Annotated in this window: 17 protein-coding genes; 9 read left to right on the top strand and 8 right to left on the bottom strand. The window is 68.1% G+C overall.

Translation table 11 applies throughout. The features are described 5' to 3' along the window. Positions 1–960 carry a phosphate ABC transporter permease subunit PstC gene (gene pstC / locus DU484_RS13095; protein ID WP_114586433.1) on the bottom strand — a complete coding sequence of 320 codons (960 nt, stop codon included), beginning with the start codon at positions 958–960 and terminating at the stop codon, positions 1–3. A 108-nt stretch (positions 961–1,068) separates the two neighbouring features. Next, on the bottom strand, positions 1,069–2,073 hold the full coding sequence (locus DU484_RS13090) for a PstS family phosphate ABC transporter substrate-binding protein (protein ID WP_114586432.1): 1,005 nt from the start codon (positions 2,071–2,073) through the stop codon (positions 1,069–1,071). A gap of 325 nt (positions 2,074–2,398) precedes the next feature. On the opposite strand from DU484_RS13090, the gene DU484_RS13085 reads away from it, so the two are divergent. Continuing rightward, complete coding sequence (locus DU484_RS13085; RefSeq protein WP_114586431.1) at positions 2,399–3,400, top strand: phosphate uptake regulator PhoU; 1,002 nt, start codon at positions 2,399–2,401, stop codon at positions 3,398–3,400. Between the two features lie 17 nt (positions 3,401–3,417). Here DU484_RS13085 and DU484_RS13080 read toward each other — a convergent pair whose 3' ends face one another. Continuing rightward, positions 3,418–3,792, bottom strand: coding sequence for a 30S ribosomal protein S8e (locus DU484_RS13080; RefSeq protein WP_114586430.1), 375 nt, complete (start codon positions 3,790–3,792; stop codon positions 3,418–3,420). 94 nt (positions 3,793–3,886) lie between these two features. Between DU484_RS13080 and DU484_RS13075 the strand changes: the two genes are divergently transcribed. Both DU484_RS13075 and DU484_RS13070 read left to right on the top strand, forming a co-directional pair. Beyond that, complete coding sequence (locus DU484_RS13075; protein WP_114606152.1) at positions 3,887–4,333, top strand: DUF2240 family protein; 447 nt, start codon at positions 3,887–3,889, stop codon at positions 4,331–4,333. Positions 4,334–4,446: 113 nt separating this feature from the next. Further along, positions 4,447–4,818, top strand: a complete 372-nt coding sequence (locus DU484_RS13070) for a hypothetical protein (RefSeq protein ID WP_114586428.1) — start codon at positions 4,447–4,449, stop codon at positions 4,816–4,818. Here the strand turns inward: DU484_RS13070 and DU484_RS13065 are convergent. Continuing rightward, the gene (locus tag DU484_RS13065; protein WP_114586427.1) at positions 4,815–5,468 is read right to left on the bottom strand and encodes an HAD family hydrolase; all 654 of its coding nucleotides are present in this window, start codon (positions 5,466–5,468) and stop codon (positions 4,815–4,817) included. The genes DU484_RS13070 and DU484_RS13065 overlap by 4 nt on opposite strands. A gap of 112 nt (positions 5,469–5,580) precedes the next feature. Between DU484_RS13065 and DU484_RS13060 the strand changes: the two genes are divergently transcribed. Beyond that, the gene (locus DU484_RS13060; protein WP_114586426.1) at positions 5,581–6,822 is read left to right on the top strand and encodes a DNA double-strand break repair nuclease NurA; all 1,242 of its coding nucleotides are present in this window, start codon (positions 5,581–5,583) and stop codon (positions 6,820–6,822) included. A 115-nt stretch (positions 6,823–6,937) separates the two neighbouring features. Here DU484_RS13060 and DU484_RS13055 read toward each other — a convergent pair whose 3' ends face one another. The 4 genes from DU484_RS13055 to DU484_RS13040 form a co-directional block, all read right to left on the bottom strand. Next, positions 6,938–7,276 (bottom strand): DUF7113 family protein, encoded by a 339-nt coding sequence (locus DU484_RS13055; protein WP_114586425.1) that lies wholly within the window; start codon positions 7,274–7,276, stop codon positions 6,938–6,940. Between the two features lie 52 nt (positions 7,277–7,328). Continuing rightward, entirely contained in the window at positions 7,329–8,273 is a 945-nt protein-coding gene (locus DU484_RS13050; protein WP_114606151.1) for an alpha/beta hydrolase, read from the bottom strand. Positions 8,274–8,368: 95 nt separating this feature from the next. Further along, positions 8,369–8,953, bottom strand: coding sequence for a hypothetical protein (locus DU484_RS13045; protein ID WP_114586423.1), 585 nt, complete (start codon positions 8,951–8,953; stop codon positions 8,369–8,371). Beyond that, the gene (locus DU484_RS13040) at positions 8,950–9,486 is read right to left on the bottom strand and encodes a DUF7344 domain-containing protein (protein WP_114606150.1); all 537 of its coding nucleotides are present in this window, start codon (positions 9,484–9,486) and stop codon (positions 8,950–8,952) included. The genes DU484_RS13045 and DU484_RS13040 overlap by 4 nt, the downstream gene beginning before the upstream one ends. 280 nt (positions 9,487–9,766) lie before the next feature. Here DU484_RS13040 and DU484_RS13035 point away from each other — a divergent pair, with 280 nt between their 5' ends. The 5 genes from DU484_RS13035 to DU484_RS13015 all read left to right on the top strand — a co-directional run bounded on the left by DU484_RS13035 (position 9,767) and on the right by DU484_RS13015 (position 15,260). Continuing rightward, complete coding sequence (locus tag DU484_RS13035; protein WP_157969352.1) at positions 9,767–10,459, top strand: hypothetical protein; 693 nt, start codon at positions 9,767–9,769, stop codon at positions 10,457–10,459. Positions 10,460–10,603: 144 nt separating this feature from the next. After that, complete coding sequence (locus DU484_RS13030; protein ID WP_114586420.1) at positions 10,604–11,074, top strand: hypothetical protein; 471 nt, start codon at positions 10,604–10,606, stop codon at positions 11,072–11,074. Between the two features lie 217 nt (positions 11,075–11,291). Continuing rightward, positions 11,292–12,818 (top strand): CARDB domain-containing protein, encoded by a 1,527-nt coding sequence (locus DU484_RS13025; RefSeq protein WP_157969571.1) that lies wholly within the window; start codon positions 11,292–11,294, stop codon positions 12,816–12,818. A gap of 63 nt (positions 12,819–12,881) precedes the next feature. Continuing rightward, positions 12,882–14,033, top strand: coding sequence for a signal peptidase I (locus DU484_RS13020; RefSeq protein ID WP_114606147.1), 1,152 nt, complete (start codon positions 12,882–12,884; stop codon positions 14,031–14,033). A 51-nt stretch (positions 14,034–14,084) separates the two neighbouring features. Beyond that, entirely contained in the window at positions 14,085–15,260 is a 1,176-nt protein-coding gene (locus DU484_RS13015) for a DUF5305 domain-containing protein (protein ID WP_114586417.1), read from the top strand. Positions 15,261–15,292: the final 32 nt, after the last annotated feature.

Below are 15,292 nucleotides of genomic sequence, written 5' to 3'. Positions count from 1 at the left end.
TCAGTACTCCTCCCGGTACCGCTGTGCGACGAGGTCGCTGATGATGTTCATGACGAGCGTGATGACGAAGAGCGTGAGGCCGATGGCGAAGAGGCTGCGGTAGGCGACGCCGCCGCCGGTGATGTCGCCGGTCAGGAGATTCACCATCGCGGCGGTCATCGGGAGCGCGCCCTCCAGATACGCGGCCGGGTTCAGCGGGTTGAGGAGGTTGGCCTGTGACCCCGCGGCGACGGTGACGGCCATCGTCTCGCCGATGGCCCGCGAGAGCGCGAGGATGAAAGAGGAGAAGATGCCGGAGAGGGAAGCGGGAACCACGATGCCGACGGAGACGTCGAACTTCGTCGCGCCCATGCCGTAGCCGGCCTGCCGGAGGGAGTCGGGGACGGCGGACATCGCGTCCTCGCTGATCGAGGCGACCATCGGGATGATCATGATGCCGACGACGATGCTCGCCGAGAGCATGTTGAAGGTGCCGAGACCGGGGATGATGGTCCGAAGCGCGGGCGTGATGTAGACGACGGCGAAGAAGCCGTAGACGACCGTCGGGACGCCGGCGAGCACTTCGAGCGCCGGCTTCAACACCTGCTGGGCGCGTGGGCTCGCGTACTCGCTGAGGTAGATAGCCGTCGCGACGCCGAGCGGGATGGCGACGACGGCCGACCCGATGGTGATGGCGAGCGTCGCCGACACCAGCGGCAGGACGCCGAACTGTTCGTTGTTGATGATCCACTCGGTCCCGGTGAGGAAGTCGACGACCGAGGCGGTCGGTCCCTCGATGCCCATCAGCGGCGCCGTGATGGTGAAGAACTTCGCCGCTTCCGTGGTCAACATCAGAATGATGCTGACGGTGGTGACGATGGACAGCACCGCACACAGGAAGAAAAACGAGCGCGTCAGAAGCTCCTGTGGTGCGTTCTCCGTTCGACGGGTGAGGTCCCGTTGTAGGTCGTCCGTACTCATCTAACGTGGGTCGATTCTTCGCTCGGTGGAAAAAGCTCTTCGTTCGGCGCCGTGAGCCATCGCCGGTGGGTCGCGACACCCCGTCGGCGAACGGCTCCGGACATCGTCTCAGCCCTGGGCGTTCTCGATGGCCGTCTCGAGGGCGTCCATCGCGGCTTGCTGGTCCTCGTCGCTCAGGGGGACGTAGCCGACTTCGTCGGCGACGATGTCCTGACTGCTGGCGTTCTCGATCCAGTAGCGCGCGAACTCGGCGACGTGGTCCTCCGCCAGCGCCTCCTGTTTGGCGTAGGTGAACAGCGGACGGGCGAGGGGCGTGTACTCGCCGGCACGCGCCGTTTCGAGCGAGGGTTCGACACAGCCGCTCCCGTCGTCGATACCGAGCGCTTTCACTCGGTCCTGGTTCTGGGAGTAGTACGCGAAGCCGAGGTAGCCGATGGCGCCCGCGGAGCCCTCGACGCCCTGGATGATCGTGCGGTCCTGCTCGGTGGCGGAGTAGTCCTGGCGGTGGCCCGGTCCCTCCTCGCCGAGAATGGCCTCGATGAAGTAGTCGTAGGTGCCGGAGGCGTCCGTCGGGCCGTAGAGTTCGAGGGGTTGATCCGGCCAGTCGGAGTTTACCTCGCTCCAGGTCTCCGGCGGTTCTTCGGCCGACCAGATCTGCTGGAGTTCCTCGACGGTCATGCAGTCGACCCAGTCGGCCTCGTTGTTGACGACTACCGTCAGCGCGTCCGTCGCGACGGTCATCTCGACCGGCGTGATACCGTTCTCGGAACACGCGTCCTCCTCCGGCGGCTGGATGGGCCGCGACGCGTTGTTGAAGTCGGTACGGCCGGGGCAGAAGTGGTTCGCGAAGCCGCCGCCCGACCCCGTGGACTGGATGTTGATGTTGACCTCGGAGTGCTCCTCCTGGAACCGTTCGGCCATCGCCGTCGCGAGCGGGAACACCGTGGAACTGCCCGCGATGTCGATGGTGCCGGAGAGTTCGCCGTCGCCCCCGTCACCGCCACCGCCGCCCCCGCTCTGGGTACAGCCGGCGAGCCCGACGGCGCCGACCGTCCCGGTCGCCGCGAGGAACTTTCGGCGCGACACGCGTCCACTCGTGGATTCCTCCGTCATCACCCGATGCTGGTCGACTGTGACGTAAGTACCCTTCTATTATAACTATATAGAAGTTGGTACGGCAACGGATAACGTGGAATTCGTGGGTGTTCGGACCGAGTGGCTGCACGAACGAATAGCGAAAAATCGGCTATTGAGCGATAGATAGGACGTATAACTGTCTCTAAGTGCGTCGTTAGATTACTACCCAGTACCGCACCGTCGACGAATCGGGGTCACACCAGACATCGAATCGGCGTGTTCGTCCACGCGTCCCCCGTGCTTCCGGCAAGGGTATATAGATATGAATGGTTTTATCTCGGCGAGTCCGTACTGTCCGCGTATGGTCGAGACCCGAAAGGTGCAGGTGACCGGTGGATCGACGTACACCGTGTCGATCCCGAAAGACTGGGCGACCGACAACGGCGTGTCGGCGGGCAGCGAGGTGGCCTTCTATCCCGAGGGGGACTCCCTCTTTCTGACGCCACGAACCGGCGACGAGCGGACGGAAGGCACGCTCGACATCGGCGAACTCGCCGGGGAGGAACTCATTCGTGCCGTCATGACGATGTACGTCAGCGGATTCGACATCATCGCACTGGAGAGCGCGCGGATCACGACCGATCAGCGCCGCACGATCAGGCAGGCCACCCAGAGCCTCGTCGGCCTCGAAGTGCTCGAGGAGACCCGTGACAGGGTGGTCATCCGGGACCTGCTCGACTCCTCCGAACTCTCGATCAACAACGCCGTCACCCGAATGCGGCTGATCGCCCTCTCGATGCTCGAGGACGCGGTGACGGCGCTGATCGACCTCGACGAGGACCTCGCGCGCGACGTGATCCAGCGGGACGACGACGTGGACCGCCTGTGGATGGTCGTTTCGCGCATCTTCCGGGCGACGCTTCGCAGCCCCCGGGCGGCCGAAGAACTCGGCGTCTCCCGCGAGGTGTGTTTCGACTACCAGTCCGCGGCCCGACAGCTCGAACGCGTCGCCGACCACGCCACGAAGATCGCCCACCTCTCGCTCAACTTCGACGAGCCGCTTCCCGAGGACGTGACCGAGGCACTCGGCGGCCTCCACGCCGACGCCGCGAACGTCATCGACGTCGCGATGGACGCGCTCTTCCTCGACGGAAGCGACGAGGCGACCCGCGAGGCGAACGAGGCCCGCGAGTCGGTGCAGGGCATCGACAGCCACGCCCGCTCCATCGACGAACTCCTCCGCGAACTCGATCCGACGCGGGCGCAACTGCTCGGTCTCGTCGTCGACTCCCTCTCCCGGAGCGCCGACTACGGCGGCAACATCGCCGAGACGGCGCTACAGAAGGCGGCGCCGACGCCGTAAGCGTCGTTAGAAAAGCCCTACTCGTCGACCAGCACCGCGTTGACCTGCCCGCTCTGTCCCGGGCGGGACGTGACGCGGGCGCGCCCCTCGCTCGTCTCGAGGATGGCGCCTTTCGTGATGATGTTCCGGCGGGCGTAGTTGGTGTTCGAGGGGTTGTCGACGACGTTCTCGATGTCGGCTTCGACCGTCTCGCCGTCGACGGCGACGTGGGCGACGTTCGTCGCGAGCGCCCGGGTCTTCGTCTCGTTGCCGCGGGCGTCGACGGTCTGGAATCGGGGTTCGCCGACCGTCGTCTCGGCCGGCTGGCGGCCGAGCTGGTACCGCTTCTTGTTTCGGAAGGGCCGGAGGCGGCCCCCAGTGCGCTTCCGCGTGGAGCGTCCCTGGTCTTTCATACCGCTATCCAGTCCAAGCAACTACTTGAATCGCTCGAAACGGAGAAGTGCGCACACGACAGGATTTAGTGGGCGGCCCGCCGGTCTGTGTGTCATGAGTCTCGAGGCTGCCGTGGCCGCGCCCTTCCGCGACCGGGGGCGCGAACGCCTCGGCGAGGGGGAGTTCGTGGTCGCGCTGTCGCTCGACCGCGACTGGTTCACGCCCGATCAGGCCAAACGCCTCGTCGACGTGGCCGCCGGCCGGGGCCTCCTCTCCCGTGAGGGCGACGATCTCGTCGCCGAGTTCGACCCCGCTGGCGTCGCCGTCCCCGACGGCTTCGTCCCCGACGAGTCCGTCCTCCGCGAGCAGTCCACCTTCGAGCGCGTTCTCTCGGCGCTGACCGACGCCGGCGTCGAGAAACAGACGGCCGTCGCCGCCATCAACGAACGCCAGCGGGAACTCGGCGTCACCATCGAGGCCGCGGCCGTCCTCTACGCCCGCGGCCGTGGCGTCGCCGTCGGCGACGTCGCCGGGCGTGCGCTGGCCGAACTCGAAGACTGATACTGCCGGCTGTAAGTCAATCAAGATGTCCGCCATCCCGGGGTTGCGGACATCTTGAAACAGTTACAGCCAACAGTATGAGTGTTGAAACCCCTCCGAACCCTACCACACCCATGGTCTCCCACGAACTCGACGACGGCGTGCGCATCGCTCAGCTCCTCGCCTCCGATCTCGTCGGCCACGAGGACGGCCTCGCGGACGTGACGGTGACCGACGCCGACCCGGACGTGGAGCCGACGCCGAACGGCGCCCGCGCCTACCGTGTTCGCGCCGCCGACCGGCCGCTCGCGGTCGTCTTCGTCCACCCCGAGCGCGCCCGGATCGTGTTCGAAGCCGGCCCGGAGGCTACCCTCGACGCCGCCCGCGACGCCGGCCTCCGCGTCCGCCCCAAAGCGACCGAGCCACCGCGGACGGTCGTCTTCGTCGAGAACGGCGCCGAGGTGAAGCGGGTCCTGCGTGTCGTCGAGGCGGCGGTGAGTGCTTAACGCGCCGCGAGAATCCGCGGTAGTTCGGCCGCGAGTTCGTCGCGTTCCACGTGGGCGAACGCGTCGGGGTCGCGGGACGGGCCGCCGGGGTAACACACCTGCACCGCGTCGATGCCGGCGGCGACCGCCCCCCCCACGTCGGCGGTCACGTCGTTGCCGACGAACACCGTCTCCGACGCGTCGGTGCCGAGTTCGGCCAGCAGCGACTCGAACGCCGCCGGTTCGGGCTTGCCGGCCGCGAGTTCGCCGGTCACGAGGGCGGCGTCGAACGCGTCGACCCACCCCAGCGCCTCGAGTTTCGAGCGCTGGGCTACCACCGGCCCGTTGGTCAGCAGGCCGAGTCGATAGCGCTCGCGGAGGTCGGCCAACATCCGCTCGACGCCCGGAACCGGTTCGAGCGCGGCGTTCACCCGGTCGCGATACGCCGCCGCCACCGCGGCCGCGTCGACGTTCTCGTCCTCGAACAGCCGCTCGAACACCGGCTCCCGGCTCCGGGCCGTCAGGTTCTCGGCGTGGGCCTGCAGATACGCCTCCCGCGAGCGCTGCGGGGCGTCGACGTCGCGGAGCGCCTCCGCCAGGAGCGTCGCTCGGTCGATCCGCGTGACCGCGAGCGTGTCGTCGAGGTCGAACGCCACCGCGGCCGTGTCCATACCGCCCCTAGTCCACCGACGAGTATGAGGGTGCCGTCTTCCGGCGGGAATCGCCGGCTCCGCCCCGCCGTCGAACGCGACGATATTTGTGCCTCCGGTCGGTTGGTGCCCTATGACACTCGATCCGGTCCACGTCGAGGAAGTCGCCGACCTCGCTGGACTGCTCGGTCGCCGCGTCGACGACGGCGACCACGACGACCTGGCGCGGACGGCGTTCGAGGAGTGGCTCGATCCCCTCCGGGTCGACGGGCGGACGGTCCTCGACCCCCTCGGGGAACGTCGCCTCCGCGCCGTCGCCGTCGACGACGTCGCCCTCGTCGACACCCCCTACCCGACCGTCCACGGCCTCGACTCGGGGACGATCAACCCGACCACGTTCAAGAACGGCCTCGTCCTCGACGTGGCTCACGCCGCGATGGCCGCCGACCCCTCCGATCTGGACCTCCATCGCGCCCGGAGTCTGGTGACGACGGTCCACGCCAACGACCCGACGCTCTCGCTCGGCACCGACTGGGTGCGCCGCGACGAGGGCTACTTCCGACGGAAGATTCTGCACGCCCCGCGCGTGAACCGCTACGCCGAGGGCGTCGTCCACGCCCTCGCGCTCTATCTCGCCGAGAGCTCTCACGCGCTCGAACACGCCGACGTCGTCTCCGACTGCCTGCTCCTCGACGGGCCCCTCTACCCGAAGGAACTCCTCAACTGGCAGGACCGGGACGCCGAACTCGGCGCGCTGACGACGGAGGCCAAACCCCGAGCCATCGTCGAGAACTACGTCCGCCTCGTCGAACGGATGCTGGACCGGGACGTGGCCCTCGGAGGTTTCGTCAAGAACCCCTCCGCGAAGCTGATCACGCGCGCCCTACGCGAGAAGGGCGTCGACGCGCCGTGGGTTGACGACACCGCGTTCTTCACGCGACTGCTCGAACCGAGCGACGACAGCGACGATACGGCAGGCCACCGCCTCACGTTTACCAACTGGTTTCGCTCCCGCGGCGGCTCGGATCGGACCCTCGCGGCCGACGGCGACGCCCTCGGCGTCGAGCGACGGCGCGACCCCGCCGACTACGAGGTCACCTTCTTCGTCGTCTACGACCCCCGCGAGGATCTGTGTTATCGCGTCGAAGCGCCGGCCGGCCTCACCCGCGACGCCGACGCGCGGGACCGCCTCACCCGGCAGATACTGCGGGACGTGGCCGTCTCGCGTGGCCCGCCGACGGTCGTCGAGCGTGCGGACGCGCTGGCACGCATCGGCGTCGACGAGAAGGCGGCGCTCCGACGGAAGTTCGAGGAGCGACTGGATTCGGCGTTCGTCCGCACGTACGACGACGTGCGGTGGGACGTGGAGTTCTGAACGCGGCGGCCTCGGTGTGGCAACGCGTCGCCAGAACGCGGAAGGCGTCGAGCGGCGAACATCGGCGGGCGGTGGCTCGGAAGAGCCGCCGGCGACGGTCGGTCCCGCGGCCCGGCTACTCTATCGGTTCCGCTTTCTCTATCTCGACGGTGACCGTCGACTCCGGGACGCCGACGCGGGCGAACTGGGTTCGGAGGTGCTCTTTCGCCGCCTCGATGGCCTGTTCGCGCGTGTCGAAGCCGCGGGGCATCGGAGACTCGAACGCGATCCGTTTCTCCTCGCCGTCGATCCGCGTGGTCGAGCCGCCGCTTTCGACCTCGTAGAACTCGTCGCAGACCCACACGTAGGCGGCGTCCTCGTCGGGCGCGCCCTGGAACGACGGCGCGCGCTCACCCCGTTCGTAAACCGTCCCGGTGAGCGTCGTGTCGCCGCCCGTACCGCGGATCAGTAGCATATCCCAGATTACGGGCGCCCGACGTAAAAGGCGTCCGTGACGGGCGACGCCGTCACCGGCCGAACGCCGCCGCCAGATCGGCCGCAATCGTCTCCCGTGCGTCCCGTGCCCGCTCCAGGTCCGGGAACGACGCGAATACGTGGACCATCCCCGGATAGTCCGCGTGGGTAACTTCGACGCCCGCCTCGCGCAGTCGGTCGGCGTACGCCGCACCTTCGTCGTGGAGCGGGTCGTAGCCCGCGGTGACGACCGTCGCCGACGGCAGCCCCGAGAGGTCGGGCGCTCGAAGCGGCGACGCGTAGGGGTTCGCGCCGTCCAGTTCGTCGTCGAGGTAGCGCGCCCAGTACCAGCGCATGCTCGCCCGCGAGAGCAGGAAGCCCTCGGCGTTCGCGTGATACGAGTCGGTGTCGAGGTCGTAATCCGTGACCGGATAGAGCAGGACCTGATGGTCGACCTCCGGCCCGTCGCGCTCGCGGGCCAAAAGCGTCACCGCGGCGGCGAGGTTCCCGCCCGCGCTGTCGCCGCCGACCGCGATTCGGTCCGGGTCGCCGCCGACCACCTCCGCGTGTTCGGCCGCCCACGCCGTCGCCGCGTAGGCGTCGCGAACGGGGATCGGGAAGCGGTGTTCCGGCGCGCGCCGGTAGTCCACCGAGACGACGACGCAGTTCGCGGCGTCGGCGAGGAGGCGACACAGGCCGTCGTGGGTGTCGAGGTCGCCGCGCACCCAGCCGCCGCCGTGGAAGTAGACGAGGACGGGACGGTCGTCGGTGCCGAGTGGCGTGTACGCTCGCACGTCGAGGGGCGCCTCCGGCCCGTCGGGGCCGGGAATCGACAGATTGCGCACCGTCAGGTCGTCGTCCGGCGGGTCGTCGCTGACCAGTAGGTCACGGAGCGCTTCCCGGGCGCCGTCGACCGACAGCGCGTGGGTCGGCGGGAGGTCGACCCGGTCGAGTATCTCTCTCGCCTCGGGGTGAAGATCGGGTGTGCGGTCGGTCACGGGGAACCACTTCCGTCGATAGCCGGCGTCATGGCCAAGCGACCGCTCCGCACGTGAATAACTGTGCGGGGTCGATCCCGGGAACGGGACGCCTCTCAGTCCTGACCGCCGCCGTTCTCGCCACTCCCCTCACCTTCCGGCGGCGAATACTGATCGGGGCAGTTCACCTCGTACGTCTTGTCCGCGCCCGCGACGCGGACGTTCGGCCCCGTCGCTTCGACGAGTTCGATCCGCAGTTCGTCGGCACCGTCTTTGGTTCCGACGCCGCTCGGGCCGTATATCTCCAGTTCGACGCTGCTTCCCGGCCCGTACGTGTCCTCGAAGACGAGGGTCGCCGTCGGGTCGTTCGGAGTTAGCTGTTTGGCGGGCGCTCCCTTCGGCGACTCGTCCGCTCTGACGCGGACGTATCCACCGAGCGCCGTGACCCGCAACTTGATGTCGTCGATGTCGGCTGCGAACTGATTGTGGAGGAACGGTTGCCCGTTGCCGACCCCGGCGCTGTTACCGGGGCCACACCGGAGATTTTCGTCGAACCCGAGATACGCCTCCTCCGGCGGAACGACGCTCACGCTCACGCTCCGCTCGGCCGACACCGAACTGTAGCTCCCGACGCCGAGCGCCATGCTGGCCGCTATACAGAGGGCGACCAGCGCGACGATGCGGCGGGTTCGCCGGCTCATCGCTCGACTTCGGGTGGCGGCCCGTCGGTTCCGAGACGCATCCCGCGGGTGTAGTAGGTGTGGATCAGCGCCATCGTGGCGATGGCGATGACGGTGAACACCGCCAGGTCCACGTCGCCCAGCCCCACGAGCAGCGGCAGGTCGAGCGCGTGGCCGAGCATCACGCCCCCGGCGAGCGCCCCGACTCCGAGGTAGTAGAGGCTCCAGGGCACGTCGTGGCCCTCCACGACTTCCAGGTAGAGGTCGACGTCGGCGGCGACGTCGGTGAGTTCCACCTCGCCGTCGCGCTGGTGGAAGATCACCAGATCCAGTTTCTCCATCTTCGGCAGGTGGAACTGCTGCAGCGACGTGTAGACGTTCTTGCGCGCGGCCGACCCCACGGCCTCGACGTCGATGCCGTCCTCCCAGGCGGCGACGTGCTCCGCGAGCGTCCCCAGGGCCGCCCGCGGACCGTTCCGCTGCAGGTAGTGAATGACGAACCGCCGTCGTCGGTTACTCAACACCTCGTATACGTCGTCTCGTGCCAAGCTCATGTCGTTCGAGTCCCCCCCAGCGAACGCGTCCGGGTCGGCCGATTCTGAACACGCCTTCGCACATAAATGACCATCATTATCAAATCGATGACTGGCTTTCAGCCCCGGCCAACGCCCCGATCAACGACCGTTCGAAGGCGGATCAACGCCACCCTGAAACCGGGATACGTGGTCGTTGAACCGGTTCTATCCCCTCGTTGTAGACGGTTCAATCGGCTTACTACAAACGGGGTAGGGGTCCAGGGGTGTGATGTGCTCCGGACGGGGCACGTGGACAACAATGCAACGGCGAAAGTTCATCGCTGGTGTGGGATCGCTGGCCGCTGGCGCGGCGGCCGTGACTGGTACTGGTGCGTTTACGAGTGTGACGGCCGAGCGGACCGTTTCTGTCAACGTCGTTACTGACAGCAACGCGTTCCTCGCACTCAGTGGGACCGACGAACGGGTTAGTCAAGATGCAAACGGCCAGCTGCAGATCGACTTTGCATCGGGTTACAACAACAACAGCACGGGTCTGAATCCGGACGCACGGACCGCGTTCCACGATCTGTTCGAGGTCCAGAACAACGGTCAGAACGATGTTGCCTTCTCCGTCGGCGTGGCGAAGAACCAGGTTGGTATCGACAATCCTCCGGCGGGAACGAGCGCTCCCTCCTCGGGCAGTCTTCCGGATCTGCTTCAGGACTACGCTGGCATCAACGTCGTGTACGCCTACGACGAAACGGATTCGGAAGGGAACGCGAATTCGACCGGCATCGGGAATCCCTCGGCGAACAAGCTCGACGCCGGTGGCCGCGTCTGGCGTACCAGTGGTCAAGAAAAGGTCCTCACGCCCGGACAGACGGCGAGCGTCGACCTCTCGATCGAAACCGGTGACAGCTTCGATCCGAGCACGCTCTCCGAGAGCGACGTGGGACTGTACGCCTTCGCCGTCGAAACCGGCGGCGAACGTGACATCACCGGATCGACTTAAACGTCACTGCTAATCCTCGCCCCCTAATATATGAGACGACGTCGGTTCCTCTTCGGGCTCGGAAGCCTCTCCCTTGCTGCCGGTGCAGTCACTGGTACGGGGGCGTTCACAAGTGCGCGTGCTGAGCGGACCGTCTCTGTCGATGTGGAGGACGACGACGATGCGTACCTCAGCCTCGATCCGTCCTCGGACCTCAGCAGGACGACTACTAGTGGCGGTCAACTCGAGTTCTATATTCCCGGTATCAAAACTCGGGCGGGAATCGGTGACACGCCCGAGGGAAACGGTGTGCAGCCGAACTCCCGATACACGTTCGGGGATCTACTCGTGATCTCCAATCAGGGGTCCGATCCAGTCGAGGTGTTTGGTAGCGGCCGAAACGTTCCGTCTGGATTCGAACGCCTCGGACTGGTCGATAGCGACCGGAACCAGTTGCTCACCTCCGAGGCGGACGCAACCGAACTCTACCCTGGTGAGTCGTTCAACGCAGGCCTCTTCATCGAAACGGGTGACGCCAACGTACAGCAGTATCAACTCGCGTTGCGGATCCGTGCAGATCCGATAACCGAACAAGCGTCTGATGCGCCGCGTGGCCCCTCTGGAATACTGGAGTAGACCGATTCCCACGGGGTGTGTCGCGCCTTCGAAGCACAACGCGTCCAGCCACCTTCGGACGACAGCTCGACGATTGCGGTCGGCTCGGCCACCGGTTTGACTGCGCAGCCTCTGCCCGCTGCGGGCTGCTTCAATCACGTTAATACAAAATACGTGTAGCCGCGTGCCCAACACGAACCCGCGGGTGCGAGTGGTCCCCCACGCACCCAACCGAACCATGTCACGACGCCGAACCGCCCTCGTCGCCCTCACGCTCGCGACGATAGCGCTCGCACTCCCCACCGTCGCAGCACCACTGACGGAACGGGCGACCGACCCCGCCTCCGCCAACGTCACCCTCACCACCGAAAACAGCGCCAACGCCGACTACGTCACCATCACCGACACCGGCACTCTCGCCCTCGATTTCACGACCTCGAACCCCGCCCTCGCTGGCGACGGTCTCAATCCCGAGGCCCGCACGTACGTCGCGGACGCCTTCCGCATCCACTACGACGGCGACGCCGCAGCGACGGTCTGGATCACGAGCGACGCCGCGGGGATCACGTTCCTCGCGGACGGCGCGCCGGTCGACGCCCACGCCGACGCCGTCACGCTGGCGCCGGACGAGTCGGTGGCCGTGGGCGTCGTCGTCGACACCGAAGGCGCCGAACCGCCCGAATCGAGCGAGTTCACCGTCCGCGCGCAGGTGGCCGATCCCGACACCGGCACCGATACGGCGACGCCCAGTCCCGAATCGGGGATCGCCGCGACCGATCCCGACGAACCGGCGACGACCCGAATCACGAGCCCGACCCCGACGAGCCGCGTCCTGACCCTCCGGGACACCACAGCCGGGCGCTCCATCACGCTCGATTTGGACCGCCTGGTCGTCGCCCGCGCCGGCGACGGCGCCCTGACGCTCGACGAACTGTCGGTCGTGAGTGACGGCGGGGACCTCGACCTCGACGTGAGCGTGACGCCGCCCGATTCGGCGGGCGCGCTCCCTGCGGACGCGGGCGTGCGTCCGCTCGGGGCCGTCCGCGTCGTGGAGCGTCGGGGGGCGGTCGAGCGAGCGACGCTCCGGTTCGCCGTCGACCGCGCGTATCTGGAGGCGGCCGGGTACGCCTCCGAGTACCTGACAGTCTACCGATACGATGGGCACGAGTGGTCCGAGCGCGGCGTCGAGGTGGTCGGCCGGACCGACGAGCGGGTGTTCCTCGAAACCGAGACGCCCGGCTTCTCGACGTTCGTCGTCGCCGCGGCGGTGCCCGACCTGCGGGTGACGAGCGCGGACCTCGGGTCGGAATCGATCACGGCCGGCGAGCGAACGACCGTGACGGCCGAGGTGACGAACGCGGGCGACGCGTCCGGGGCACGGACCATCGCCCTGACTCTCGACGGCGACCCGGTCGCGGAGCGGCGGGTCGACCTGAACCCCGGCGAATCGACGACGCTGTCGTTCCGGGTCGATCCGTCGGATGCGGGCACCTACGCGGTTCGGGTCGGGTCGGCCGACGCCGGACGGCTCGTCGTCGAGAGGCCGGAGACGAACACCGGACGCGACGCCGAGGGACCGCCGGGCGGCGCCGCGGCGTCGCCGCCCGCCACCCCGTCGACTGACGACTCGCCGGCCGGGACGCCGGCCGACGCGGAACCGCCGATCGTCGAACCGGCTGGTGGGGCGCCGACCGAGACGCTGTGGCTCGTCGCCCTCGTCGGGGTGGTGGTGGTGCTGGCGCTCGTCCGTCGGTTGCGGGAGTAGCTCCCGCCGAGCGCTACCCTGCCGACCGAGGTTTTTTGCCCCGGCTCGCGTTCGTGTGGATAGATGCCGTCGGCCCGCCGCCTCCTCACACTGGGACTCGAACTCTTCCTCGTCCTCGTGGTCGTCTCGCTCCTCGCCGGCCAGTTTCTCGGCCAGCCCGTCCTCCTCAGCTACGTCGAGACGGGGAGCATGGCGCCGACGATGGAGCCCGGCGATGGCTTCGTCGCCGTGCCGTCGGCGGTCGCTGGGGAGGTCGAGGAAGGCGACGTGATCACGTTCCGCGCCGAGGAGATTCAGGGCGGCGGTCTCACCACCCACCGCGTCGTCGGCGAGACGGAGCGGGGGTACGTAACCAGGGGCGACGCCAACCCCTTCACCGATCAGGACGGCGGCGAACCCCCGGTGAAGGAGGCCCAGATCGTCGCGAAGGCGCTGCAAGTGGGGGGCACCGTCGTCGTAATTCCGAACCTCGGGACGGTCGTCGTGGGCGTCCAGGACGTGATTTCGGGCGCCCAGCGGTGGATCGCGGCCACGCTCGGCACCCGCTCGCTGCTCGGACCGCAGGGGTTGACCTACCTCCTCCTCGCCGGATCGGCGCTCGCGTACGTCCTCGACCTCGTGCTTGGCGACGACCGGAGCAAGGGTCGGGAGCGAAGCCGGAGCCGCGACGACGGCGTCTCGACGCGGCTCGTGATGGTCGCACTCGCCCTGCTGGTCGTCTCCACCGCGACGGCGGCGATGGTCGTCCCTGCGGGCACACAGGAGTTCGGCGTCGTCAGCGCGGAGTTCGACTCGGAGCAGCCGACGACCATCCGGCAAGGTGAGTCGTCGACGGTCCCGTACGCCGTCCCCAACGCCGGGCTAGTGCCGGTCCACGTCTACTTCGACTCCAGCGACGGCGTCGCCGTCGACTCGGAGCACGTCTACGTCGGGAGTCGGGGTGAGGGGCGGGTCGATCTGACGCTCACGGCGCCGCCCGAGACGGGATACTACCGCTACTTCCTCACCGAGTACCGGTATCTCGCCGTCCTCCCGGAGCCCGTCGTCGTCGCACTCTACCGTGTCCACCCGTGGCTCCCCATCGTCGTCATCGACGCGCTGCTCGGGGGGACGATGTATCTCGTCGGGATGGCGGTGGTCGGCACCGGTCGCGTCCGCTCCCACTCTCGGGACGGTCCGTCGACGCTCCGCCGGCTGGCGAACCGGTTCGGCTGACCGTTGTCGCTTGCTCAACGTTTTTAAGTCCCCGCCGGAAACGAACCGGCCATGTCGCTGGGGGGCGATCGAGATTTGTTGGGGGTGCGCGTACGCGCGATCCTCGACGAGTGGTTCTGGGCCGTCGCACTGGTCGCCGTCGTCGTCGCCGGCGCGGGTGGATACGTCGCGTACACCGCCTACGCGGCGCCGGGAACGACCGTCGAGGAACGACAGGTGTCGAGCTGGGAGGGCAACGGCAGCTACACCACGGCGGCGACGGTGACCGAGCCGAACCCGCTCTACGCGACGGGAACCGAACTCTCGGACCGGCCGGCGTACTTCCTGACCGTCAGCCCGCGGCTCGACGGCACCTTCGCCTTCGAGTACGCGGCCAGCGGCGGTGGGAGCGTCGACGTCGCCGTCGAGCAGACGCTCGTCGTCCGGGCGGTCGAGGAGGGTGAGGACGGATCGACCGTCGAGTACTGGCGGATCGAGGAGCCGCTGGGCACGACCGACGCGAGCGGCGTGACGCCCGGCGAGCCGGTCCGGACGACGTTCTCCCGGAACGTCAGTCGGGTCGCCAACCGGGCGGCGAACGTCACCGAGCGGCTCGGCGGGACGCCGGGTTCGACCCGGATCACGGTGATCAACACGGTGGCTCTCGACGGCGAGGTCAACGGCCAGCCGGTCGAGCGGAGCGCGACGTACCGTCTCCCCGTCGGTGTCGACGGATCGACGTACGCGCCCGGCGAGACGGGTGGACAGGCGGTCACCGGCTCGACGACCGAGCGAATCACCCGCGAGCGGACGTACGGCCCGGCGTGGCGGGTCGGCGGTCCGGTCGCGTTGCTGATCGGCGTCGTCGGCCTCGCAGGCCTCACGTACGGTCGATACGACGGTCAGTTGGCCGTCTCGGTGGCCGAACGCGACCGTCTGGACTTCGAGTCGACGCGCGAGGAGTTCGACGACTGGATCACGACCGCCCGGCTCCCGTCGGCCGTCCTCGACCGCCCGCGGGTCGACGTCGACTCGCTTTCGGGGCTGGTCGACACCGCCATCGACGTCGACGCCCGCGTGTTCGAGCGGCCGGACGGAGCGGCCTTCTACGTCCCCCACGAGGGGCTGCTGTACGCGTACACGCCGCCGAGGGGCGAGGCCGTCGTGGCGGACGAGCGGGACGGGGCGTCGACGGGGCGACCCCCCGACGCCGACAGCGAGGGCGACGGCGGCGCCGACGAGTCGTAGCCCGGCGCCGAAAGCGGTTTGAGCCCATCGTC

It is taken from the genome of Haloplanus rubicundus (assembly GCF_003342675.1).
Lineage (GTDB): Archaea > Halobacteriota > Halobacteria > Halobacteriales > Haloferacaceae > Haloplanus > Haloplanus rubicundus.
The sequence above is the reverse complement of the archived record's forward strand: the minus strand, read 5'-3'. Positions and strand labels throughout refer to the sequence as shown.